Genomic DNA, 21,038 nt, shown 5'->3' with positions numbered 1-21,038 from the left:
ATCCGGCATGGCGGCGCTTGATCGAGGGCATATTCCTTCCAGGTCGACGTCCGGTCCACGAACGTCGTATCTCAGTGGGCGGCCCACCCGCCCGCCCGGGAGGCCCTTTGCACTCGACGGAACGCACCCGCCGTGCGGACCACGGAGAGGGCCGGCGCTCGGCCCGCGCACTGCGGCCCGAAGCCCGGCTCCCATCCCCGCCCGACGGCGGGGGCGGTCCCCTGACACCCGAGACAGGTGGACCCTGGCCCGCGACGGCATCGCACCGTCGACCTCTTCCGAGGGGGTACGTCCTTCCGTGGTGAACAGCAGCACCAAGCGCCGCACGCCCGACCGGCGCACGTACGTTCTCGACACCAGCGTCCTGCTGGCCGATCCGAACGCGCTCACCCGCTTCGACGAGCACGAGGTCGTGCTCCCGATCGTGGTCATCGCCGAACTGGAGGCCAAGAGGCACCATCCGGAGCTGGGGTACTTCGCACGCCAGGCCCTGCGCCTGCTCGACGAGCACCGCATCCGGAACGGACGCCTGGACGCCCCCGTCCCCCTGGGGGACCTCGGCGGCTGTCTGAGAGTGGAGCTGAACCACTCCGACCCCGGAGTGCTCCCCGCCGGCTTCCGCCTCGGCGACAACGACTCGCGGATCCTCGCCGTCGCCCGCAACCTCCAGGCCGAGGGGTACGACGTCACCGTCGTCTCCAAGGACCTGCCGCTGCGGATCAAGGCGTCCTCCGTCGGCCTCCTCGCCGAGGAGTACCGCGCGGAGCTGGCCATCACCGAGTCCGGCTGGACCGGGATGTCCGAGCTCACGCTCAGCGCCGACCAGGTCGACCTGTTGTACGGCGAGGACAGCCTGTACGTGCCCGAGGCGGCCGAGTTGCCCGTCCACACCGGCCTCGTCCTCCAGTCCGAGCGCGGCAAGGCGCTCGGTCGGGTCACCCCCGAGGGGAACGTCCGGCTGGTCCGTGGCGACCGGGACGTCTTCGGCATCCACGGCCGCAGCGCCGAACAGCGCATCGCCCTGGACCTGCTGCTGGACCAGGATGTCGGGATCGTCTCGCTCGGCGGCCGGGCCGGCACCGGCAAGTCGGCGCTCGCGCTCTGCGCCGGCCTGGAGGCCGTCCTGGAGCGCCGGCAGCACGAGAAGGTGATGGTCTTCCGCCCCCTGTACGCGGTCGGCGGCCAGGAACTCGGCTATCTGCCCGGCACCGAGGCCGAGAAGATGAGCCCCTGGGCGCAGGCCGTCTTCGACACCCTCTCGGCCGTCGCGGGCCGCGAGGTCATCGAGGAGGTGCTGGGGCGCGGGATGTTGGAGGTCCTGCCGCTCACCCACATCCGGGGCCGTTCGCTGCACGACGCCTTCGTCATCGTCGACGAAGCGCAGTCCCTTGAGCGGAACGTGCTGCTGACGGTGCTCTCCCGGATCGGGGCCAACTCCCGCGTCGTGCTCACCCACGACGTCGCCCAGCGGGACAACCTCCGCGTCGGACGGTATGACGGGGTGGTCGCCGTGGTGGAGAAGTTGAAGGGCCATCCGCTCTTCGCCCACGTCACGCTCACCCGCTCGGAGCGCTCCCAGATCGCCGCACTGGTGACCGAAATGCTGGAGGACAGCCAGATCTGACGGTTCTGACAGGTCTGCGTGCATCTGCGACGCCGTCCCGCCGAAGGCGCAAGAGCCTAGCGGGGCGGCGTCGTTCCGTACCGCCGAACGGCGGAAAAACTCGCCGCAGGGCACATGTGAGCTTTCACACGCAACGGAGAATTGCCTTGCGGCGTTGAGTTCCGGCAAAGTCTTGCTTCCGTCAGGCCCCGCACACGGCACACCCGTACCACTCGTGGTGCACCGCAACACCCACAACTCCACACCTGCCGTCGTGTGCCGCCCGAGAGATCGACCGGCCGCTCCCGTGAAACACCGGGAACCGGCCACGGGCCAGCGCCTCCTGTGACCCACGCCAACGGAGGCCCGTGCCAGGGGCACGATTCGCCCGCGGGGTCACCTGTGCGGGCGATGCTGGAAGGAAACCGTGTGAGCCGGATCTCGGTCCGGGGATTCGCAGTGGCCTCTGCCACCGCGGTCACCACCGTCGGAGCCGTCGTCGGCGTTGCCTCGGGCAACTCCTCCCCGTCCACTTCGGACAACCTGGAGACGACCGCGTCCGACGCGACGACCCTCCTCGCAGAGGTGCCCATGGGCCAGCAGGCCCAGGTGCAGTCCCTGTCGTTGGCCGACCAGGCCCATGCGCAGGCCGCAGCAGCCGAGTCGACGGCGAAGAAGGCCGTCGAGGAGTCCGCGCGCCTCCAGGCGGCGGAGACCGCCAAGGAGAAGAAGGCCGCAGCGGACGCCCAGGCGAAGAAGGAGAAGGAGGCGAAGGAGAAGAAGGAGCGCGAGGCGAAGGAGCGGGCCAGCCGCGACGAGCAGCGCGACGCCTCCAGCTTCGCCGCCAAGTCCTCGTACAGCATCGCCGAGGTCAAGGAGATGGCCCGGCAGATGATTCCGGCGGACCAGTTCCAGTGCTTCAGCAACATCGTGGAGAAGGAGTCGGGCTGGCGCTACACCGCCCAGAACCCCTCCTCCGGTGCGTACGGGCTCGTCCAGGCGCTGCCCGGCACCAAGATGGCCTCCGCGGGCGCCGACTGGCGGACCAACCCGGCCACCCAGATCAAGTGGGGCCTGAACTACATGAACAACCGGTACGACAGCCCCTGCGGCGCCTGGCAGTTCTGGCAGGCCAACCGCTGGTACTGAGACCGGCAGCGCGCTCAACTCCACGGAGCCCCTCACCGTCCTTCGGTGAGGGGCTCCGCGCGTGTTGTAGCGTTCTCGGTTCCGGGGCTCCGGGAAGCATGGGGGGAAACATGTCACGACTGCCACGGTGGCTCGCCGGGTTGGGCGCCGGCCTGACCCGGGTGTCGGAACGGCTGGACGCCCGACGGGACGAGGCAGTGGCCGAACGGGACGCCGGCGCCGCGAAGACGGCCGGCCCTTCGACAGCCGTCACCGACGGCGCGGCCGAACCAGCGAAGACCGACCCTGGGGCCGTGCCCGCGTCCGAGGCCGGGTCGGCGCCCGTCGCGTACGCCCCCGCCGTGCCCGCCCGCCCCGACCCCGTCTCCGCCGTGCCGTGGGGCATGCGGGTCGCCGCAGAGGCCGGCTGGCGGCTGCTGGTCATCGCCGGCACCCTCTGGGTGTTGATGCGGGTCATCAGCGAGGTCCGGCTGGTCGTCCTGGCCTTCACCTCGGCGCTGCTGATCACGGCGCTGCTCCAGCCCACCGTGGCCCGGCTCAAGCGGTGGGGCATGCCGCGCGGCCCGGCCACCGCGCTGACCGCCGTCGCCGGGTTCGTGGTGATGGGCCTGGTCGGCTGGTTCGTGGTGTGGCAGGTCATGGAGAACCTGGACACGCTCTCCGAGCGGGTCAGGGACGGCATCGAAGAGCTGAAGCGGTGGCTGCTCGACAGCCCCTTCCACGTGACCGAGAGCCAGATCAACGACATCGCGGAGAACCTCAGCGAGACCATCAGCTCCAACACCCAGGAGATCACCTCCGCGGGCCTGCAGGGCGTGACCGTGATGGTGGAGATCCTGACCGGCATGGTGCTGGCGATGTTCTCCACGCTCTTCCTGCTGTACGACGGCAAGCGGATCTGGAACTGGTTCCTCAAGCTGGTGCCCGCGCAGGCCCGCGAGGGCGTCGCGGGCGCCGGGCCGCGGGCCTGGCGCACCCTCACCGCCTACGTCCGCGGCACGGTGCTGGTGGCCCTGATCGACGCCATCTTCATCGGCCTCGGCATCTACTTCCTCGACGTCCCGATGGCCGTGCCGCTGGCCGTCTTCATCTTCCTGTTCGCCTTCATCCCGCTGGTCGGCGCGGTGATCTCGGGCGCCCTCGCGGTCGTCGTCGCGCTGGTCACCCAGGGCGTGTTCACCGCGCTGCTGGTGCTCGCGGTGGTGCTCGCGGTGCAGCAGATCGAAGGGCACATCCTGCAACCCTTCATCCTGGGCCGGGCCGTACGCGTGCATCCGCTCGCCGTCGTCCTCGCGGTCGCGGTCGGCGGCATCACCGCCGGCATCGGGGGAGCGGTGGTGGCCGTGCCGCTGGTGGCCGTCACCAACACGGTCGTGGGCTACCTACGGGCGTACGGCAAGGAACAGTCGCTGCGGGGTGCCCCGCCGCCGCACGGCTCGACGGCGGTCGGCGCCTCGCCCGCCGCATCCGTCACCGACGCCGCCGCGCCTGGGGCGGTCCCCGCTCCGGCCGGCGCAGCAGCCGCCCCGACGACCGCGGCCCCGACCAGGCCCGCCACGGAGGAAGGCGCATGATCTCCGAACCCGAACTCGTCGGCGGCGACGGCGGGCACGCCTTCGAGGTGCCGCTGCCGGAAGAGCCCGCACCGCGCAGCCGCCCGCCGCTGCGCCCCTGGCTGTGGGGGCTCGGCGGCGCCGTCGTCGCCTCCGCCCTGTGGGCCGGCGGGCTCTACGCGTACCACGCCGCCGAAGACGGCGGCCCGGGCACCGGCCCGTACGGCACCGTCGACGACCTGTGCCCCAAGACCGAGTTGAAGGCGCTGACCGCGATCTACGGCGAGGTCCAGTCGCGGGAGCCGGACACCCGCGTGCACGAGGCGCTGGACCGGGCGTCCTGCTACGCCTTCTTCCAGGGCCCCTCCACCGAGAAGGACCCCGGGACGGGCCTCAGCGTCAGCGCGTCCGCCGTGTACGTCCTGCACAAGAAGACCGACCCGGGGCCGGAGTTCGACGGGGTCGTCGCCACCGAGTCCGAGATGATGCACAGCACCTCCCGGCAAGTGCCGGACCTCGGCGAACGCGCCTATCTGATCAAGGGCGACGGGCACGTCACGCTCCAGGTCCTCGACGGGCAGGCGGTGGTGCGGATGTCCCTCGACATGTACCGGACGGAGCCGCCGGGCCCGACGGGACAGCCGGAGTCGGAGCCGCTGCCGGACCTCGCCGACAGCGGGGACCTGTTGGTGGCGGACGCGCGGGCACTGCTGACCGAACTCAAGAAGAGCGGGGCGTGACGCACCCCTCTCCCCGTTCGGGCGACGCGGAGATGACATCCCGGTGGCCTGATTGAACAGTTCCGGGCGCCGCGGTGAAGGTCGTTTCGACCTTGGCTGGAAAGGGCTGCTCGCTGGCTAGCGTCCGGCCTTATGAGACGCATACGTACGGCCGCCGGGCTCTGTCTCGGGCTGCTGCTCCTGCTGTTGGGCCCCGCAGCCCAGCCAGCCGCCGCGCACATCGCCCGCGACCAGGCCGAACTCGTCGTCACCAGCGGTGACCCGACCAGCAGCGGCCGGCTCGTGGTGCACCGGGACGTCGTGCCCGCCGACCGGGCCGGCGCCTGGGCCGCGGGCCTGCTCACCGCCCCGACCGAGGGCTGCACCGCCACCGGAACCGGTACCCCCGGCGACGCCGGCGGCGTCCACGACGGCGTCGTGGTGGAGCTGACCTGGGACTGCGAGGTCGCCTCCCTCGACCTCACCGCACTGCTGGCAGCGGCCGGACTCACCCAGGTCGTCAGCGAGTTCGACGGCACGACCGCGGACGCGACCGCGGCGACGCCGCTCGTCGATGCCCGGGGCGCGCACGAGCGGCCCGTCTTCCCCTGGCCCGCCGTCGCCCTCGTCGCCGCGGCCGGTCTCGCGCTGCTGCTCGCCGCCTGGTTCCTGCCCCGGCTGGTACGCGGCGGGCACCCGGCCGCCCGACGCCGCGTCCGCGTCGTGACCGTCGGAACCCTCGCCCTCGCCTCCCTCGCACCGCAAGCCGCCGTCGCCGCCCCCGGCACGGAGCCGGAACCGGCCACGGTCACCGTCACCGGCACCGTCTTCAAGGACGCCAACGGCAACGGCAGGCGGGACCGCGGCGAGCGCCCGATCGGCGGCGTCGACGTCACCGACGGCGCGGCGTGGGCCACCAGCCGCGCCGACGGCACGTACACCATCGCCATCGACCCCGAGCGGCGCGAGACCGACCTCGTCCACGTCGTCTCGCCCGACGGGTACACCCCCGTCCTGCGCGAGGACTGGATCCCCCGCTTCTTCCACCGGGTGCCGGAGACCGGTGCGCGCGGCGTGGACTTCGCCCTCGTCCCCGACCGCAACGCCGCGAACCCCACCGAGACGTGGGTGATGAACTCCGACACCGAGGTCGGCAACCGCACCGACGACGAGGCCCGCCGGGTCCTGCCGCAGTGGACCGGCCAGGTCCGCGCCATGTCCGAGGTCGACGGCGCCACGATGCAGATCGCCACCGGCGACCTCACCGTCACCGACTACGCGGCCGAACCCCGCCGCCAGGGCGGCTACGACCTCTTCCGCAAGGGCCTGGAGCAGGGGCGCCTCGGCCACCCCTTCTACCCGGTCATCGGCAACCACGACTTCGGCGGTACCGCGGCCGGGGCACAAAAGGGCTATGCCGGCAGCATGGAGTACTACCGGCGCAACCTCGGCCCCGAGTGGTACAGCTTCGACCGCAACGGCCGGCACGTCGTCGTCCTGGAGGACAACTACGACTCCAGCGGGCTGAAGCCGCAGTTGGAGTGGCTCAAGCGGGACCTCGCCCGCAACGCGGTCGGCAAGCAGGTCCTCGTCTTCGCGCACCGCTCGTTGTTCACCCAGTGGGGCCCCGGCGCCGGCATGCAGCCCATCGTCGACGAACTCGCCAAGTACGACGTGCGGATGACGGCCGCCGGCCACAACCAGCAGTCCGAGTTCCGCCGCGGCGCCTTCCAACGCTCCGTCGAGGTCAACAACCAGGGCACGTACGGCATCGACGGCGCCCGCCCCGACTACAAGGTCCTCGACTTCAGCGGCGTCACCGACGACCCGAGGACGAAGAAGGACGAGGACACCGGCCATGTGGCGGGCGTCCACCGACAGTTCGACGTCGACGACGACTCCGCGCTGGTCAGCCCCGCCGACGGCGCCGTCCACGGCGCGAAGGCGGGCGTGCCCGTGGAGGTGTACGCGGAGGACGACGGCCGCACCCCGGCCACCGCGACCGTGACCGTGCGCGACCGGCGCGAGAAGGTCGTACGGACCGAGACCGTCCGCTTCGGTGCGAACGCGGCCCGGCCCCGGATCGAGAACTGCTACCGGGCCCCGGGCGCCGCGAAGGCCGAGCCCTGCCCCGCCGCGCGCGGCGCCTGGACGCGGGCGAGCGGCGAGCTGACCGGGCTGCGCCCGGGGACGTACACCGCGCAGGTCCGGATCCGCGACACCCGCGGCGAGGAGTTCCCGCGCCGGCGCGCCACCTTCCGCGTCGTGCCCGACAAGGACCTGGCGAAGCCCCGCGGCGGGCAGGACTGGCTGCGCCAGGGCGGCGACGAGAGCGGCGGCGCCGCGTCGAAGGACGCACCGGGAGCGGTGCTCGACGCGGCCTGGATCCGGCACACCGGCGAGCAGTTCAACCTCAACGGGTCCGTCGTCGCCGACGGCCGGCTGATCGTCACCTCGCGCGCCTTCGACTCCCCGTACAGCATGGCCCTCGCCTACGACCTGACGTCCGGGCGCGAGCTGTGGCGCAGCTACCTCGACGGCGACGCGGAGTCCGCGCCCACGCTCAGCGGCGGACGGGTGTACCTGACCACCGGCGTCGGCCGGATCTACGCGCTGGACGCGAAGACCGGGCGGGTGGCGTGGGAGGGCGTCGACCGGGAGACGAAGGCCGGGGACACCGTGCGCCGCTACGGCCGCGCGGGCGGGCCGGTGAGCGTCTTCGACGTCGCGGGCGAGGGCGCAGGGGCCGGCCGTTCCGTCGCCGTCTACCAGGACTGGGACGCGGTGCGCTGCCGCGACGCCCGCACCGGCGAACCGCTGCCCGGCGGCTTTTCCGCGGCGGCGTCCTGGGGCCAGAGCCACAGCACGGCGGTGCGGGTGCCGGGCAGCAACACCGCGTACCTGCACGCGTCCTCGTCCAACACCGTTCTCGCGATGGACCTCGCGACCTGTCGACAGCTGTGGGTGAAGGACACCGCAGGCGACATCGACAGCCACTCGTCGCCCGCGCTGACCGCCGACGGCGGGGAGCTGGTCACCCACACCGCGTACGGCACCCGCGGGCACGACCCGAAGACCGGCGCCGTGCGGTGGGAGGCGAAGGCGGGCGGCGGCAGCGTCTGCGAGCCGGGCCGCGCCCCGCTGACCGGTCCCGCGGTGCACGGCACCACGGCGTACGTCGCGGGCCGCGACGGCGTCGTGCGCGCCTACGACACCGCGGCGGCCGACCCGTCGAAGCCGGTGTGGCAGACGAGGACGGGGTACCTGCGCGGTGAGAGCCCGCTGGACGACCCGTGGCGGGCGGCGGCGGGCTGCACGGTCGGGGACGGATCGCCCGCCATGCACCCGCTGGTGACCGACCGGCACGTCTACGTCGGCACGTGGGACGGCCGGCTGCTGGTCCTGGACCGGGCGACGGGCCGTCAGCTCGCCTCGTACGACCTGGGCGCCGGAGTCGCGTCGGCGCTCGCCGTGAGCGGTGACCTGCTCGTCGCGCTCACGGAGGACGGCACGGTGCACGCGCTGGCCGCCCGCCGCGGCTGACGGCGCCGCGGAAGCAGGAGGGCCCGTACGACCGGAGTCGTACGGGCCCTTCGCGGTGGTGCGTCGCGTCGGCTCAGCCGGCGAGCACGGCCTCGGCTTCGAGGGTGGTGCCCACGGCCTGGACGACGGAGGCGATCTTGACCGCTTCCTGGACCGTCTCGCGGTCCACGCCCGCCTTGCGCAGCACCTGCTCGTGCGAGTCCAGGCACTGGCCGCAGCCGTTGACGGCGGAGACGGCGAGCGACCACAGCTCGAAGTCGACCTTCTCCACGCCCGGGTTGCCGATGACGTTCATCCGCAGCCCGGCGCGCAGCGTCCCGTACTCCGGGTCCGACAGCAGGTGGCGCGTGCGGTAGAAGACGTTGTTCATCGCCATGATCGCCGCGGCGGCCTTGGCGGCGTCATACGCCTCGGGGGAGAGGTTCGCCTTCGCCTCGGGCTCCAGCTCGCGCAGCGCGATCGGGCTGCGGGAGGCGATCGCCGTGGCGAGGACGGTGCCCCACAGCTGCTGCTGCGAGAGCTTGTCGTTGTTGCCGATGACCGAGCCCAGGTTGAGCTTCAGGTCCTTGGCGTAGTCCGGTATGGCGGACTTCAGGGCGTCCAGCGACATGCGTCACTCACCGGCCAGCAGGGCGACGGCGTCGAGGGTGTCCTCGCCCTTGCTCCAGTTGCAGGGGCACAGCTCGTCGGTCTGCAGGGCGTCGAGGACCCGCAGGACCTCCTTGGGGTTACGGCCCACGGAACCGGCGGTCACCATGGTGAACTGGATCTCGTTGTTCGGGTCGACGATGAAGACGGCACGCTGCGCGAAGCCGTCGGCGCCCTCGATGCCGAGGTCCCGCATGAGCTCGTGCTTCGAGTCGGCCAGCATCGGGAAGGGCAGGTCACGCAGGTCGGCGTGGTCCTTGCGCCAGGCGTGGTGGACGAACTCCGAGTCGCCGGAGAAGCCGAGCACCTGCGCGTCGCGGTCGGCGAACTCGTCGTTCAGCTTGCCGAAGGCCGCGATCTCGGTCGGGCAGACGAAGGTGAAGTCCTTCGGCCAGGCGAAGACGACCTTCCACTTGCCCTCGTAGGACTTGTGGTTGATGACCTCGAACTCCTTGCCGCTCTCCAGGGAGACGCAGGCAGTCAATTCGAAGGTGGGGAACTGGTCGCCGACAGTGAGCACAGGTCACTCCATGGTGCTGAGGGGTTGGACAAAAGCCACCCTGTCACAACCCCGATCGCCGGTGAAATTGATCAATCTGGTCAGTGTGATTCGCTCGCCCGATCAATGCGGCCCTTCGGGTGAGGTGCTCGACGGGCGTTCGAGCCGTGCGCTCAGGCGTGTCCGGTCAGGGCTTCGTAGGCGAACTCCAGCGCCTCCTGGTGGGCGCGGCCGGTGTCGACGAAGACGTGGCCCGCGCTCTCGCACTCGGTGCGCAGGGCGATGCTGCGCTCCCTGATCCAGGCCGCCGTGCGCTCGTACTCGGCGGCGGGGGAGCCGGCGAGCCAGTCGTCCGGCGCGGCGGAGAGGAGATCGGCGGTCAGGGTGGTGCTGCCGAGGAAGACCGCGGTGGCGGGTATCCCGTCCGCGGCCAGGGCGGCAGCCGTGGCGGGGGTGACGACGTCGCCCTCCACCACGTACCCGTCGGCGGGGTCGGTGGCGTCCAGGCTCTCGGCCACCGCGCGCAGGAAGGCGTGGAGGAAGGGCTGGGCCGGGACCGCCTTGTCGGGGTGGTCGCCGTGCCGGACGCCGTGCTCGGGGGCGGCGTGCTGGAGCATCGAGACCAGGGTGTCCGTGGGCAGGTTCGGGAGTCCGGCCCGTTCCAGGAGCATCCAGGCGAGGGTGCTCTTGCCGACGCGGGGAGGGCCGCCAATGAGGTAGATCACCTTGCGATCGTAGGGGTGCGATCCGGCCAACTCCCAGTCGATTCCCACTTGTCGTGTCGGTGATATCCGGGCGTGGCCAGCCGCTGCGGGCTCCGGGTGTCCGTCGCGGCGGACGGCGCGTCATTCCGACAGGCGAAAGCTCCGTCGCAGCTCAGGGGCTATCCCTTCCGTGTATACACACGATGTATACGGGGTGTGTATAGTCATCGGCATGTCCATCGGTCACACCCTCCTCGGGCTTCTCGAATCGGGCCCCCGCCACGGCTACGACCTCAAGCGCGCCTTCGACGAGAAGTTCGGTCACGACAAGCCCCTGCACTACGGCCAGGTCTACTCGACCATGTCCCGGCTCCTGAAGAACGGCCTCGTCGAGGTCGACGGGATAGAGGCCGGGGACGGACCCGAGCGCAAGCGGTACGCGATCACCGACGCCGGGATCACCGACGTCGGCGAGTGGCTGACGCGCCCCGAGGCCCCCGAGCCGTACCTCCAGTCCGTCCTCTACACCAAGGTCGTCCTCGCCCTGCTCACCGGGCGCAGCGCGGCCGACCTCCTCGACACCCAGCGGGCCGAGCACATCCGGACGATGCGCGTCCTGACCGACCGCAAGCGCCGCGGCGACCTCGCCGACCAGCTCATCTGCGACCACGCCCTGTTCCACCTGGAGGCCGACCTGCGCTGGCTGGAACTGGCCGCCGCCCGCCTCGACAAGCTCGCCAAGGAGGTCGGCGCATGACCCCGGAAGGCTCCCTGCTCGCCGCGGAGGCCCTGCACAAGACGTACGGGTCCACGCCCGCGCTCGACGGCGCGCACTTCTCCATCCACGCGGGCGAGGTCGTCGCCGTCATGGGGCCCTCCGGCTCCGGCAAGTCCACGCTGCTGCACTGCCTGGCCGGGATCGTCCGCCCCGACTCCGGCTCCATCCGCTACCAGGGCCGGGAGCTGACCGACCTGTCGGACCGCGAGCGCAGCCTGCTGCGCCGCACCGAGTTCGGCTTCGTCTTCCAGTTCGGGCAGTTGGTCCCGGAGCTGACGTGCTTGGAGAACGTCGCCCTGCCGCTGCGGCTGGCCGGCGCCAAGCGCAAGCCCGCCGAGGCCGTGGCCCGGGAGTGGCTGGAGCGCCTGGAGGTCGCGGACGTCGGCGGCAAGCGCCCCGGCGAGGTCTCCGGCGGACAGGGGCAGCGCGTCGCCGTCGCCCGCTCCCTGGTCACCTCCCCGCGCGTGCTCTTCGCCGACGAGCCCACCGGCGCGCTCGACTCCCTCAACGGCGAACGCGTCATGGAGCTGTTCACCGAAGCGGCCCGCGCCGCCAACACCGCCGTCGTCCTCGTCACCCACGAGCCGCGCGTCGCCGCCTACTCGGACCGCGAGATCGTGGTGCGCGACGGCAAGTCCCGGGACCTGGAGCACGCCGTATGAGCGCACGACGGCGGATGGCCGTACGGGACTGGGCGCGCGACCTCGCCCTCGGCCTGCGCTTCGGGGCGACCGGTGGCCGCGAGGGCTGGACCCGCACCGTGCTGACCGCGCTCGGCGTCGGCGTCGGCGTCGCGACGCTGCTCTTCGCCGCCTCCGTGCCCCGCATGGTGGAGAACCAGGACGACCGGGAGGAGTCCCGCTACTGGATCCCGGCCGCAGCGGCGCCGGCCGTGCCCACCGACTCCACCGTGGTGCTCGCCTCGGCGAACACCGAGTACCGCGACGTGGAGGTCACCGGCGACGTCATGCGCGCGGACGGCGCCGATCCGGTCCTGCCGCCGGGCGTCGAGCGGATCCCGGGGCCGGGCGAGATGGTCGTCTCGCCGGCCCTCGCCGAACTGCTGCGCTCCGCCGACGGCAAGGCGCTCGCCGACCGGCTGGACCACCGGATCGTCGGCACCGTCGGCGAACAGGGCCTGCTCGACCCCGGCGAGCTGCGCTACTACCTCGGCAGCTCCACCCTCACCGTCGACAACGGCGGTACGCGGGTCGAGGGGTACGGGATGTACGCCGCGATCACCGGGCTCAACCCGGTGCTGGTGATCCTGATCGTCTTCGTCTGCGTGGTGCTGCTGGTGCCGGTGGCCATCTTCGTGGCCACCGCCGTCCGCTTCGGCGGTGAGCGCCGCGACCGCAGACTGGCCGCGCTGCGGCTGGTCGGCGCCGACGTCCGGATGACCCGGCGCATCGCCGCCGGCGAGGCGCTGTTCGGCGCCCTGCTCGGACTGGCCTTCGGCATCGGGCTGTTCGCGGTGGTCCGGGCCTCCGCCGCCTCCTTCAGGCTGTTCGGCATGGGGGCCTTCCCCTCCGACGTGGTCCCGCTGCCCGCGCTGGGCGCGCTGGTCGTCGTCGCGGTGCCGGCCGCCGCCGTCGGGGTCACCCTCTTCGCCCTGCGCACGGTCACCATCGAGCCGCTGGGCGTCGTACGGCACACCGGCGACAAGCCGCGGCGGCTGTGGTGGCGACTGCTGCTGCCGGCGGCCGGTCTGGCGCTGCTGCTGGTGAGCCGGGACACCGACCGGCCCGCCGGCACCGATGCGGAGCTGTACGCGATCGCCGCCGGCGCCGTACTGGTGCTCATCGGGCTGACGACCCTGCTGCCCTGGCTGGTGGAGGCGCTGGTCAAGCGGTTCACGGGCGGGCCGGTGCCCTGGCAGCTCGCGGTCCGCAGGCTCCAGCTCAGCGGCGGCACGGCCGCCCGCGCGGTCAGCGGCGTCATGGTCGCCGTCGCCGGCGCGATCGCACTGCAGATGCTCTTCGCCGGCGTCGAGGTCGACTTCGAGAAGTCGACCGGGGCGGACCTGGTGCGCGCCCAACTCGTCGTCAGGGCCGACCGCACCACCGAAGACCTCGCCACCCGGATGGCCGCCGACCTGCGCGGCACCCAAGGCGTCCGCGCCGTCAACGGCACCGTCGAGGGCTTCGGCTACTCCACCGAGCCCGCGGCGGCCGACACCGCCCGCGAGCACGTGCAGCTGATCGTGGGCGACTGCGCACACCTGCGCGAACTGGCCGCCATCACCTCCTGCGCGGACGGCGACACCTTCGAGGTGCGCAGCGCCGACCCGAAGCGGGGTGGCGCGGGCACCATCGACGGCGTCGTCGCCAAGGGCGGACAGTTGCTCCTCGCGGACCCCGACAACGAAGGCGAAGGGGCGGCCGGCGAAGGCCGCAGCGCGGCGCCGGCGCAGCGCTGGACGCTGCCCGCGGACACCGAGACGGTCACCGCCCGCCGCGACCCGGTGGGCAACGAGAACCTCGGCATCTACGCCACCCCCGGCGCCATCGACGTCGACGCGCTGCCCCGCGCTTCCGCCCGGGTACTGGTGCAGGTCGACGACTCCGTGGCCGACGCCCGGGAGAACGTCCGCGCGACCGCCGCCCGGATCGACCCCGCCATCGGCGTGACGACGATCCAGGGTGTCGAGACCGACAGCCAGTACGCCGACGTGCGCACCGGGCTGCTGATCGGCTCGGTCGCCACGATGCTGCTGATCGCCGCGTCCATGCTGGTCTCCCAGATCGAGCAGCTGCGCGAGCGGCGACGGCTGCTGTCGGTGCTGGTCGCCTTCGGCACCCGCCGGTCCACCATGGCCTGGTCCGTGCTGTGGCAGACCGCCGTGCCCGTCGTCCTCGGCACCGCACTGGCGGTCGCGGGCGGACTCGTCCTCGGTGCGACCATGCTGCGGCTGGTGGGGCGCGAGGTCGGCCAGTGGTGGGTGTTCCTGCCGGTGGCGGGGGCCGGTCTCGGGGTGGTGCTCGCGGTGACCGCGCTCAGCACGCCCCCGCTGTACCGGATGATGCGCCCGGAGGGCCTGCGCACCGAGTGACCGCGGCCGGGGGTGCGTGCAGCCGTACGGGCAAACCGGCCAGCGCTGACCGCAGCGCCCGCGCGAACTCCTCGAACTCGCCCTGGCGGGCGGCTCCGGCCCGCATCGCCAGGGCGATCCGGCGCGAGGGCGCGGGATCCGCGAAGTACCCCGTGCGCAGCGCGCCGCGCCCGGTCTCCACCTCCACGGCGGTCCGCGGCAGCAGCGTCACCCCCAGGCCGCCCGCGACGAGCTGGACCAGGGTGGCGAGGCCGGCGGCGGACGTGGTCACCGGGGTGTCCGGGCCCCGCCCCGCCTCCCGGCACACGTCCAGGGCCTGGTCGCGCAGGCAGTGCCCCTCGTCGAGCAGCAGCAGGGGCAGCTCGCGCAGCGCTTCGCGCGGGATGTCGGTGCGTCCGCCGAGCCAGTGCTCGTCCGGGGTGACGAGTACGAAGTCCTCGTCGAACAGAGGCAGTTCGGTGACGCCGGGCACCCCCAGCGGCACCGCGAGCAGCAGCAGGTCGAGCCGGCCCGCGGCCAACCCGTCCAGCAGCGAGGACGTCTGCTCCTCGTGGACCTGGAGGTCGAGGTCCGGATAGGCGTCCTGGACCAGCTTGAGGACGTTCGGCAGCAGATAGGGCGCGACCGTGGGGATCACCCCGAGCCGCAGGACGCCGGTGAACGGCGCCCGTACCGCCTCCGCCTCCTCCAGCAGCTCCCCGACCGCGTCCAGCACCGCCTTGGCGCGGGCGGCGAGCCGTTCGCCGGCGGGGGAGAGCAGCACCTTGCGGGTGGTGCGCTCCACCAGCTGCACCCCCAGGGCCTCCTCCAGCGCGGACACCGCGCCGGAGAGCGCGGGCTGGCTGGTGCCGATGGCGGCGGCGGCGTCGCGGAAGTGCAGGTGCTCGGCGACGGCCGCGAAGGCCCGGAGCTGCGCGAGGGTGGGCTGCCGGCCCCGCCCCGACGGCGTGCCCTTGCCGACCTGGGCGCCCCGACTCGACGGCGTGCCCTTGTGCGGGTGTGTGTCCCGGTTCGCCCCGGCCATTGATGCGTCCCCCCTATCGGGATCCTCGACTTTGATCGCCTCGATGGTAATCCCCCTCAGGCTCGCGCCCCACGACGCGGCCCCACCGTGCGCCGGGCTGCGCTGCGGCGTCTGCGACCCGGTGGTGGGCTTGTCGCGCAGTTCCGCCCCCTCGGCCCCAGAGGGCCTGGGGGACCCCCAGCGCCCCTGGTCGGTGACCTGCGGGTCGCCTGTGGCTTGTCGCGCCGTTCCCTGCGCCCCTGACTCGCTCCCCCCGGCAGCTACGTTCAGCCTGGTGGCGGGCTGTCACGCAGGCCCTCCCTACGCCCGCAGGGCGTGGGCTTTTAGGGGGCGGAACTGCGCGAACAGCCACAGGCGACCCGCAGGTAACCGCCGGGGGAGCGAGTCAGGGGCGCGGGGAACTGCGCGAACAACCACAGGCGACCCGCGGGTCACCACTGAGGGGAGCGAAACAGGGGCGCGGGGAACTGCGCGACAAGCCACAGACTGGCCGCAGACGCCACAGCACAGCCCGCCGCACGGCGGAACCGCAGCGGCGCAGCCCGCCCAGGGGAGGTCCGTGATGACGGAGCGGGGTGATACGAAGGGGGCATGAGCAGCCACGACCGCACGCGACCGGCCGGTGAACCGTCGCCGGAGGCGATCCGCGCGGACGAGTCGGTCTTCGCCGCGCTCGCCCAGCGCCACCGCCACGAACTCCGCGTGCACGTCTACCGGATGCTCGGATCGTTCACGGACGCCGAGGACCTGGTGCAGGAGACCCTCCTGCGGGCCTGGCGCAAGCGCGAGAGCTTCGAGGGCCGCTCCACCTTCCGCGCCTGGCTCTACCGGATCGCGACCAACGCCGCGCTCGACTTCCTCGCCGGGCCCGCCCGCTCCCGCGAGGTCGCCCTGGCAGTGGACAGCGCCGGCGCGCCCGCCTCGTCCGCGCTCGCGGAGGTGACCTGGCTCCAGCCGTACCCCGACGAGCTGCTCGACCTCGCCGCCCCCGACAGCGGCGAGCCGGACGCGGTGGCCATCGCCCGGGAGACCGTCGAGCTGGCGTTCCTGGCAGTCATCCAGCACCTGCCGCCGCGCCAGCGGGCGGTGCTGGTGCTGCGGGACATCGCCGGCTGGCCGGCGCAGGAGACCGCGGACGCGCTGGACATGTCCGTCGCCTCCGTCAAGAGCGCGCTCCAGCGGGCCCGCGCCACCCTGCGCGAGAACCTGCCCGAGCGCCGCGCCGACTGGTCCGTGGCCACCACCCCAAGCGCGGACGAACGCGCCCTCCTCCAGCGCTACATGGCCGCGTCCCGGGGCGCCGACCTGTCGGCGCTGGCCGCGCTGCTGCGCGAGGACGCCCGGCAGGCCATGCCGCCGCACCACCTCGTCTTCGACGGGCGCGCGGCCATCCTCGACCTGTGGCGGCCGGTGCTGGAGGGGGACGGGGCGTGGGGCGAGTGGCGCTCGGTCCCGTTCGCGGTCAACCGCCAGCCCGCCGCGGTCAACTACGTCCGCCGCCCCGGCGAGTCCGTCTTCACCGCGGTCAACGTCGACGTGCTGCGCATCGAAGACGGTCTCATCGCCGAGATCACCACCTTCGACCCCCATCTGCTGCCGGGCGTCGCCCCCACCCTGGAGGTGTGACGGGGGTCACATCCGCTCGTCGATTCCTTTCTCCCGGGCCGCTCGTCATATGAGCAACAACGCACCAACGCGGTCATGAACCAACGAACCGCAGCGAACCAGGAGGAAGACCCCATGAGCAACAACACGGACACCGCTGCCGCCGTCGAGACCGGCGCCGGGCCGACCGTCGACGACACCGTCATCGTCGCCGTCGCCCAGCCCGACGCGGAGGTCCGCAAGCTGGACCGGCTGATCGGCACCTGGCGCGTCAGCGGCGGGGTCGACGGCACCGTCACCTACCGCTGGCTGCCCGGCGGCTTCTTCCTGCTCCAGGACATCGACCTGAAGCAGTACGGCCAGCCGGTCACCGGCCTTGAGGTCATCGGCCGCGAGCAGCCCTTCGGCGCCGAGGCGCCCGGCGAGGACATCAAGTCCCGCTACTACGACAGCCAGGGCAACACCTTCGACTACGTCTACGAGATGGACGGCGACACCCTGACCATCTGGGGTGGCGAGAAGGGCTCCCCGGCCTACTACGTCGGCACCTTCAGCGCGGACGGCGACACCCTCTCCGGCGCCTGGGTGTACCCGGGCGGCGGCGGCTACGACTCCGTCATGACCCGCGTCCGTTGAGCCCGCGTCCGTCGGGCCCGCATCCCGCCGGGCCCGACGCTGGAGGCCCGCCGCGACGGGCGCCGGCGCCCGCGCCGGCCGCGGGTCACAGGGTGCGCCGGATCAGCAGGCTGCCCAGCGGCGTCCGCCGGTGCAGCACCGTCCGCCCCGCCCGTACCGTCGTGATCAGCCCGGCACCGCGCAGGGCCGCGGTGTGGGCCGACACCGTGGCGTCGCTCAACCCCAACCGGCGCGCCAGCGAGCCGGTGGTGTGCTCCTCGGCGAGCAGCAACAGCATCGAACAGCGCGTACGGCCCAGGACCGCGACCAGCGCGCAGGGCGCGTCGTCGGCCGGCTCCAGCGGAAGCCCGGGGCCGGCCGGGTAGGTCAACACCGGAGTGCCCGACGACGGCTCCGCGACCAGCGGTCCCGCGGTCCAGTGGAAGGTGGGCTGGAGCACCAGCCCGCGCCCCGCCAGTTCGAGGTCCCGGTCCGCCCCGGACGCGTCGCACTCCCACACCGTGCCGTCGCGCAGCCGGGCACCGGGCACGAGCCCGCTGACCGCGGCGCCCAGCCCCTGCTCGGCGACGGTCAGCGCGAACCGGGTGAACTCCGCGCGGTGCAGGTCCTCCACGCGCGCCCACACGGGCCGTACGACCGCCTCGAAGGCGGCGAACTGGGCGCGCCGCATCACCTCCCAGGCGCGCGGGTCCCCGTCGCACCCCCCGCGCGCCCAGAACGGGGCCGGCAGGCGGGCCGCCGCGTCCTCGACGGTCCGGTCCTCGGACACCCGGCCCGCCGGCACCAGGTCCGCCAACGGCCGGGCGGCGTCCGGCAGGGACCGCAGCAGCCGCTGCCGCCAGCGGCCGAGCAGCGGATCGTCGTCCTGGGTCAGCACCATCGTGGCGAGGGCCGCGTTCAACTCCTGCAAGGGCGCCGGTCTGACGGCGAACCGGACCCGGGCGAAGTCGGCGGCGGTGAAGTAGATCCGTAGCAAAGGTCGTCCTCCCCCATCGCTCCGCACTCCGCCCCTCGTGAGGGCGGGTGACGGGGCGCAATCGCCCGGCCGGGCCATCCTTTCGGTCTGGTCCTTAAGTATTCCCCGCAGCCCACCGAGGGGGCCAGCATGCAGATATGACGACTTCCAGCCCATTCCACGGACACGGTGGCGGATTTCGCGGTCGGGCGGCGGCTGCGTTACCCGGTCGCCGTGCCGTCATCAGCGCCTCCGCCGCCCTGGCGGGCACGGCGCTGTTGACCGGCGGCGCCGTGCGGCGGGCGGAGGCGTTGCCGCCCGACCGGCCCGCCCCGCCCACCACCCCGACCGTCGTGCCACGCCTGCCGAAACCGCTCGGCCCCCACGCCGTCGGCGTCGTCGACCTCCACCTCGTCGACCGTTCGCGACGCGACCCGCTGCGGTTCGCCGTCCCCGAGCGCGAACTGATGGTCTCCGTGCACTACCCCGCCCACGAGATCCCGGAGGACGCGACCGTCGCCCCCCGGATGACGCCGGCGGCGGCCCGGTCCTTCGCCGAACTGGCGCCGGTGGTCCACCCCGAACTGCCCGGCGCGGGCGTCGACTGGGCGGCCGTCACCACGCACGCGTACGCGGGCGCCGCACCGTGGGGGCGGTGGCGCCCCGTGCTCCTGTACAGCCCCGGCGTGCGCGAGCCGCGCACCCTCGGCACGCACCTGGCCCAGGACCTCGCCAGCAACGGCTGGGTGGTCGTCAGCGTCGACCACCCCGGCGACGCCTCCGAAGTCGACTTCCCCGGAGCCACCGCGCACCGGCACACCACGCTGGTCACCACGGAACTCCGCGGCGACCCGCGCCAGGACCCCGACCTGTATCACGCGCTGATATCCGCCCGCGTCGCCGACGTCCGCTTCGTCCTGGACTGTCTGCAACGGCTCACCACGGGGAAGGACGTGGACGGCGTCGGACCGCCCCTGCCGAAGGGGTTCCACACCATCTTCGACCTGGGGCGGGTGGCCGCGTACGGACACTGCGCGGGCGGCACGGCCGTCTCCCAGGCCCTGTACGAGGACCCCCGCATCCGGGCGGCCGTGAACATGGAAGGCCACCTGGACGTCCCCGGCCGCCCGGGCCGCCCCGGCACCCCCCTCCCGGTCGCCCGACACGGCACCGACCGCCCGCTGGACCTGCTCGCGACCGACGGCTACGCCGCCCGCGCCGAGCTGGAACGCTCCTGGGCGCCGCTGCTCGCCCGCTCCGGCGACCGGACCAGCCAACTGCGCATCGCCGGCGCGAACCACCTGGTGTTCAGCGACTACGCCACCTTGGCGCCGCAGTTGGTGCGGGCCGGCCTGATGACCAAGGGCGGCCGGGACAGCATGGTCGGCTCGGTCGTCCCGGAGGTCTCCCTGCCCCTGCTCAAGGCCCGGCTGGTGTCCTTCTTCACCGAGCACGCCCCGGTCGCCGCCCGAGAGTTCCGCGCACCGCCCCGCGCCGCGCAGTAGGTCGGGGCGCCGTGGGTGGCTAAGCGGTCGTGGCGACCTCGGCCCGTCCGTGGCCGTTCGCGCAGTTCCGCCCCCCAGGCCCAGAGGGCCTGGGGGGACCCCCAGCGCCCCTGTTCTGCCGCCCTCGTCATTCGCCTGCGGGCTGAGGGAGAGGGTTTTAGGGGCGCGGGGAACTGCGCGAACGGCCGCAGACGGGCTGCAGACGCCATGACCGCACACGCACCACGGCGCAAGCGCGCCAGCGAAGGCGCGGCACTGCCGCACGGGGCCTCGCGGGACTTGGCGGACACGACCTAGGACGTGAAGCCGCCGTCCACGGCGACCTGGGCGCCCGTGACGTAGCGGGCGTCCGGGCCGGCGAGGTGGGCGACGACGGACGCCACGTCGACCGGCTCGGCGTACCGGCCAAGCGCCGTGTAGCCGCGGATCGTCTCCGCCATCGGACCGTCCGCCGGGTTCATCTCGGTGTTCGTCGGCCCCGGGCTGACCAGGTTCACCGTGATGCCCCGCCCGCCCAACTCGCGGGCGAGCGCCTTCGTCATGCCGACCAGGGCGCTCTTGCTCATCGAGTACAGGGAGAAGCCGGGGAAGGGGACGTAGGTCGCGACGTTGCTGCCGACGCTGATGATCCGCCCGCCGTCGGTCATGTGGCGCGCGGCGGCCTGCGCGGCGACCAGCGGGGCGCGCACGTTGACCGCCAGCGTGCGGTCGACGTCCGCGAGCGACAGCTCGTCCAGCGGGGCGACGACGAACGACGCCGCGTTGTTGACCAGGACGTCGATCCTGCCGAACGCGGCCACCGTCCGCTCCACCGCGTTCCGCACCTGCTCGGGGTCCGCGCCGTCGGCGCGCACGGCGACCGCCCGGCGCCCCATGCCCTCGATCCGCTCGACGACCTCCGCGGCCCGGTCGGCTCCCCGCTGGTACGTGAGGGCGACGTCCGCGCCCCGCTCGGCGAGGCGCAACGCCACCGCCGCTCCGATGCCCCGGCTGCCGCCGGTGACCAGTGCTGCACTTCCGATCATGTCGTTCATGACGTCGATCCTGGTCGGGCGGGCCGTCTCG

The 21,038-nt window shown here is 72.9% G+C and carries 17 protein-coding genes; 11 read left to right on the top strand and 6 right to left on the bottom strand.

Going from position 1 to position 21,038, the window contains the following annotated elements:
• Nucleotides 1-301 precede the first annotated feature (301 nt).
• The 5 genes from ABZ842_RS01745 (at nucleotide 302) to ABZ842_RS01725 (ending at nucleotide 8,567) form a co-directional block, all read left to right on the top strand.
• Nucleotides 302-1,624: a PhoH family protein gene (locus tag ABZ842_RS01745; RefSeq protein WP_361529856.1), complete on the top strand. Its 1,323-nt coding sequence runs from the start codon at nucleotides 302-304 to the stop codon at nucleotides 1,622-1,624.
• A 408-nt stretch (nucleotides 1,625-2,032) separates the two neighbouring features.
• Nucleotides 2,033-2,752 carry a transglycosylase SLT domain-containing protein gene (locus ABZ842_RS01740; RefSeq protein ID WP_361529853.1) on the top strand — a complete coding sequence of 240 codons (720 nt, stop codon included), beginning with the start codon at nucleotides 2,033-2,035 and terminating at the stop codon, nucleotides 2,750-2,752.
• 110 nt (nucleotides 2,753-2,862) lie between these two features.
• Nucleotides 2,863-4,326 carry an AI-2E family transporter gene (locus tag ABZ842_RS01735; RefSeq protein ID WP_361529850.1) on the top strand — a complete coding sequence of 488 codons (1,464 nt, stop codon included), beginning with the start codon at nucleotides 2,863-2,865 and terminating at the stop codon, nucleotides 4,324-4,326.
• Nucleotides 4,323-5,045 carry a hypothetical protein gene (locus tag ABZ842_RS01730; RefSeq protein ID WP_361529847.1) on the top strand — a complete coding sequence of 241 codons (723 nt, stop codon included), beginning with the start codon at nucleotides 4,323-4,325 and terminating at the stop codon, nucleotides 5,043-5,045. Before ABZ842_RS01735 ends, ABZ842_RS01730 begins: the two co-directional genes overlap by 4 nt.
• A gap of 132 nt (nucleotides 5,046-5,177) precedes the next feature.
• Nucleotides 5,178-8,567, top strand: a complete 3,390-nt coding sequence (locus tag ABZ842_RS01725) for a PQQ-binding-like beta-propeller repeat protein (protein ID WP_361529844.1) — start codon at nucleotides 5,178-5,180, stop codon at nucleotides 8,565-8,567.
• Between the two features lie 73 nt (nucleotides 8,568-8,640).
• On the opposite strand, the gene ABZ842_RS01720 is transcribed toward ABZ842_RS01725, so the two are convergent.
• The 3 genes from ABZ842_RS01720 to ABZ842_RS01710 all read right to left on the bottom strand — a co-directional run bounded on the left by ABZ842_RS01720 (nucleotide 8,641) and on the right by ABZ842_RS01710 (nucleotide 10,439).
• The gene (locus ABZ842_RS01720; protein ID WP_361529841.1) at nucleotides 8,641-9,177 is read right to left on the bottom strand and encodes an alkyl hydroperoxide reductase; all 537 of its coding nucleotides are present in this window, start codon (nucleotides 9,175-9,177) and stop codon (nucleotides 8,641-8,643) included.
• A gap of 3 nt (nucleotides 9,178-9,180) precedes the next feature.
• Nucleotides 9,181-9,735, bottom strand: a complete 555-nt coding sequence (locus tag ABZ842_RS01715) for a peroxiredoxin (RefSeq protein ID WP_361529838.1) — start codon at nucleotides 9,733-9,735, stop codon at nucleotides 9,181-9,183.
• A gap of 152 nt (nucleotides 9,736-9,887) precedes the next feature.
• Nucleotides 9,888-10,439: a hypothetical protein gene (locus ABZ842_RS01710; protein ID WP_361529835.1), complete on the bottom strand. Its 552-nt coding sequence runs from the start codon at nucleotides 10,437-10,439 to the stop codon at nucleotides 9,888-9,890.
• Nucleotides 10,440-10,650: 211 nt separating this feature from the next.
• On the opposite strand from ABZ842_RS01710, the gene ABZ842_RS01705 reads away from it, so the two are divergent.
• The 3 genes from ABZ842_RS01705 to ABZ842_RS01695 are packed head-to-tail and all read left to right on the top strand — an operon-like array spanning nucleotide 10,651 to nucleotide 14,248.
• Nucleotides 10,651-11,175, top strand: coding sequence for a PadR family transcriptional regulator (locus ABZ842_RS01705; RefSeq protein WP_361529832.1), 525 nt, complete (start codon nucleotides 10,651-10,653; stop codon nucleotides 11,173-11,175).
• Nucleotides 11,172-11,858 carry an ABC transporter ATP-binding protein gene (locus ABZ842_RS01700; RefSeq protein ID WP_361529829.1) on the top strand — a complete coding sequence of 229 codons (687 nt, stop codon included), beginning with the start codon at nucleotides 11,172-11,174 and terminating at the stop codon, nucleotides 11,856-11,858. The genes ABZ842_RS01705 and ABZ842_RS01700 overlap by 4 nt, the downstream gene beginning before the upstream one ends.
• Entirely contained in the window at nucleotides 11,855-14,248 is a 2,394-nt protein-coding gene (locus tag ABZ842_RS01695; RefSeq protein ID WP_361529826.1) for an FtsX-like permease family protein, read from the top strand. Before ABZ842_RS01700 ends, ABZ842_RS01695 begins: the two co-directional genes overlap by 4 nt.
• Here the strand turns inward: ABZ842_RS01695 and ABZ842_RS01690 are convergent.
• Complete coding sequence (locus tag ABZ842_RS01690; protein ID WP_361529823.1) at nucleotides 14,193-15,272, bottom strand: LysR substrate-binding domain-containing protein; 1,080 nt, start codon at nucleotides 15,270-15,272, stop codon at nucleotides 14,193-14,195. The genes ABZ842_RS01695 and ABZ842_RS01690 overlap by 56 nt on opposite strands.
• Nucleotides 15,273-15,863: 591 nt before the next feature.
• On the opposite strand from ABZ842_RS01690, the gene ABZ842_RS01685 reads away from it, so the two are divergent.
• The gene (locus ABZ842_RS01685; protein ID WP_361529820.1) at nucleotides 15,864-16,898 is read left to right on the top strand and encodes an RNA polymerase subunit sigma-70; all 1,035 of its coding nucleotides are present in this window, start codon (nucleotides 15,864-15,866) and stop codon (nucleotides 16,896-16,898) included.
• A gap of 114 nt (nucleotides 16,899-17,012) precedes the next feature.
• Entirely contained in the window at nucleotides 17,013-17,513 is a 501-nt protein-coding gene (locus ABZ842_RS01680) for a hypothetical protein (protein WP_361529817.1), read from the top strand.
• Between the two features lie 85 nt (nucleotides 17,514-17,598).
• Here ABZ842_RS01680 and ABZ842_RS01675 read toward each other — a convergent pair whose 3' ends face one another.
• The gene (locus tag ABZ842_RS01675) at nucleotides 17,599-18,489 is read right to left on the bottom strand and encodes a helix-turn-helix domain-containing protein (protein WP_361529814.1); all 891 of its coding nucleotides are present in this window, start codon (nucleotides 18,487-18,489) and stop codon (nucleotides 17,599-17,601) included.
• A 137-nt stretch (nucleotides 18,490-18,626) separates the two neighbouring features.
• Here ABZ842_RS01675 and ABZ842_RS01670 point away from each other — a divergent pair, with 137 nt between their 5' ends.
• Nucleotides 18,627-19,973 carry an alpha/beta hydrolase gene (locus ABZ842_RS01670; RefSeq protein WP_361529811.1) on the top strand — a complete coding sequence of 449 codons (1,347 nt, stop codon included), beginning with the start codon at nucleotides 18,627-18,629 and terminating at the stop codon, nucleotides 19,971-19,973.
• A 293-nt stretch (nucleotides 19,974-20,266) separates the two neighbouring features.
• Here ABZ842_RS01670 and ABZ842_RS01665 read toward each other — a convergent pair whose 3' ends face one another.
• Complete coding sequence (locus ABZ842_RS01665; protein WP_361529808.1) at nucleotides 20,267-21,007, bottom strand: 3-oxoacyl-ACP reductase family protein; 741 nt, start codon at nucleotides 21,005-21,007, stop codon at nucleotides 20,267-20,269.
• Between the last annotated feature and the right edge of the window lie 31 nt (nucleotides 21,008-21,038).

Source organism: Streptomyces sp. NPDC047315 (assembly GCF_040643215.1).
Lineage (GTDB): Bacteria > Actinomycetota > Actinomycetes > Streptomycetales > Streptomycetaceae > Streptomyces.
The sequence above is the reverse complement of the archived record's forward strand: the minus strand, read 5'-3'. Positions and strand labels throughout refer to the sequence as shown.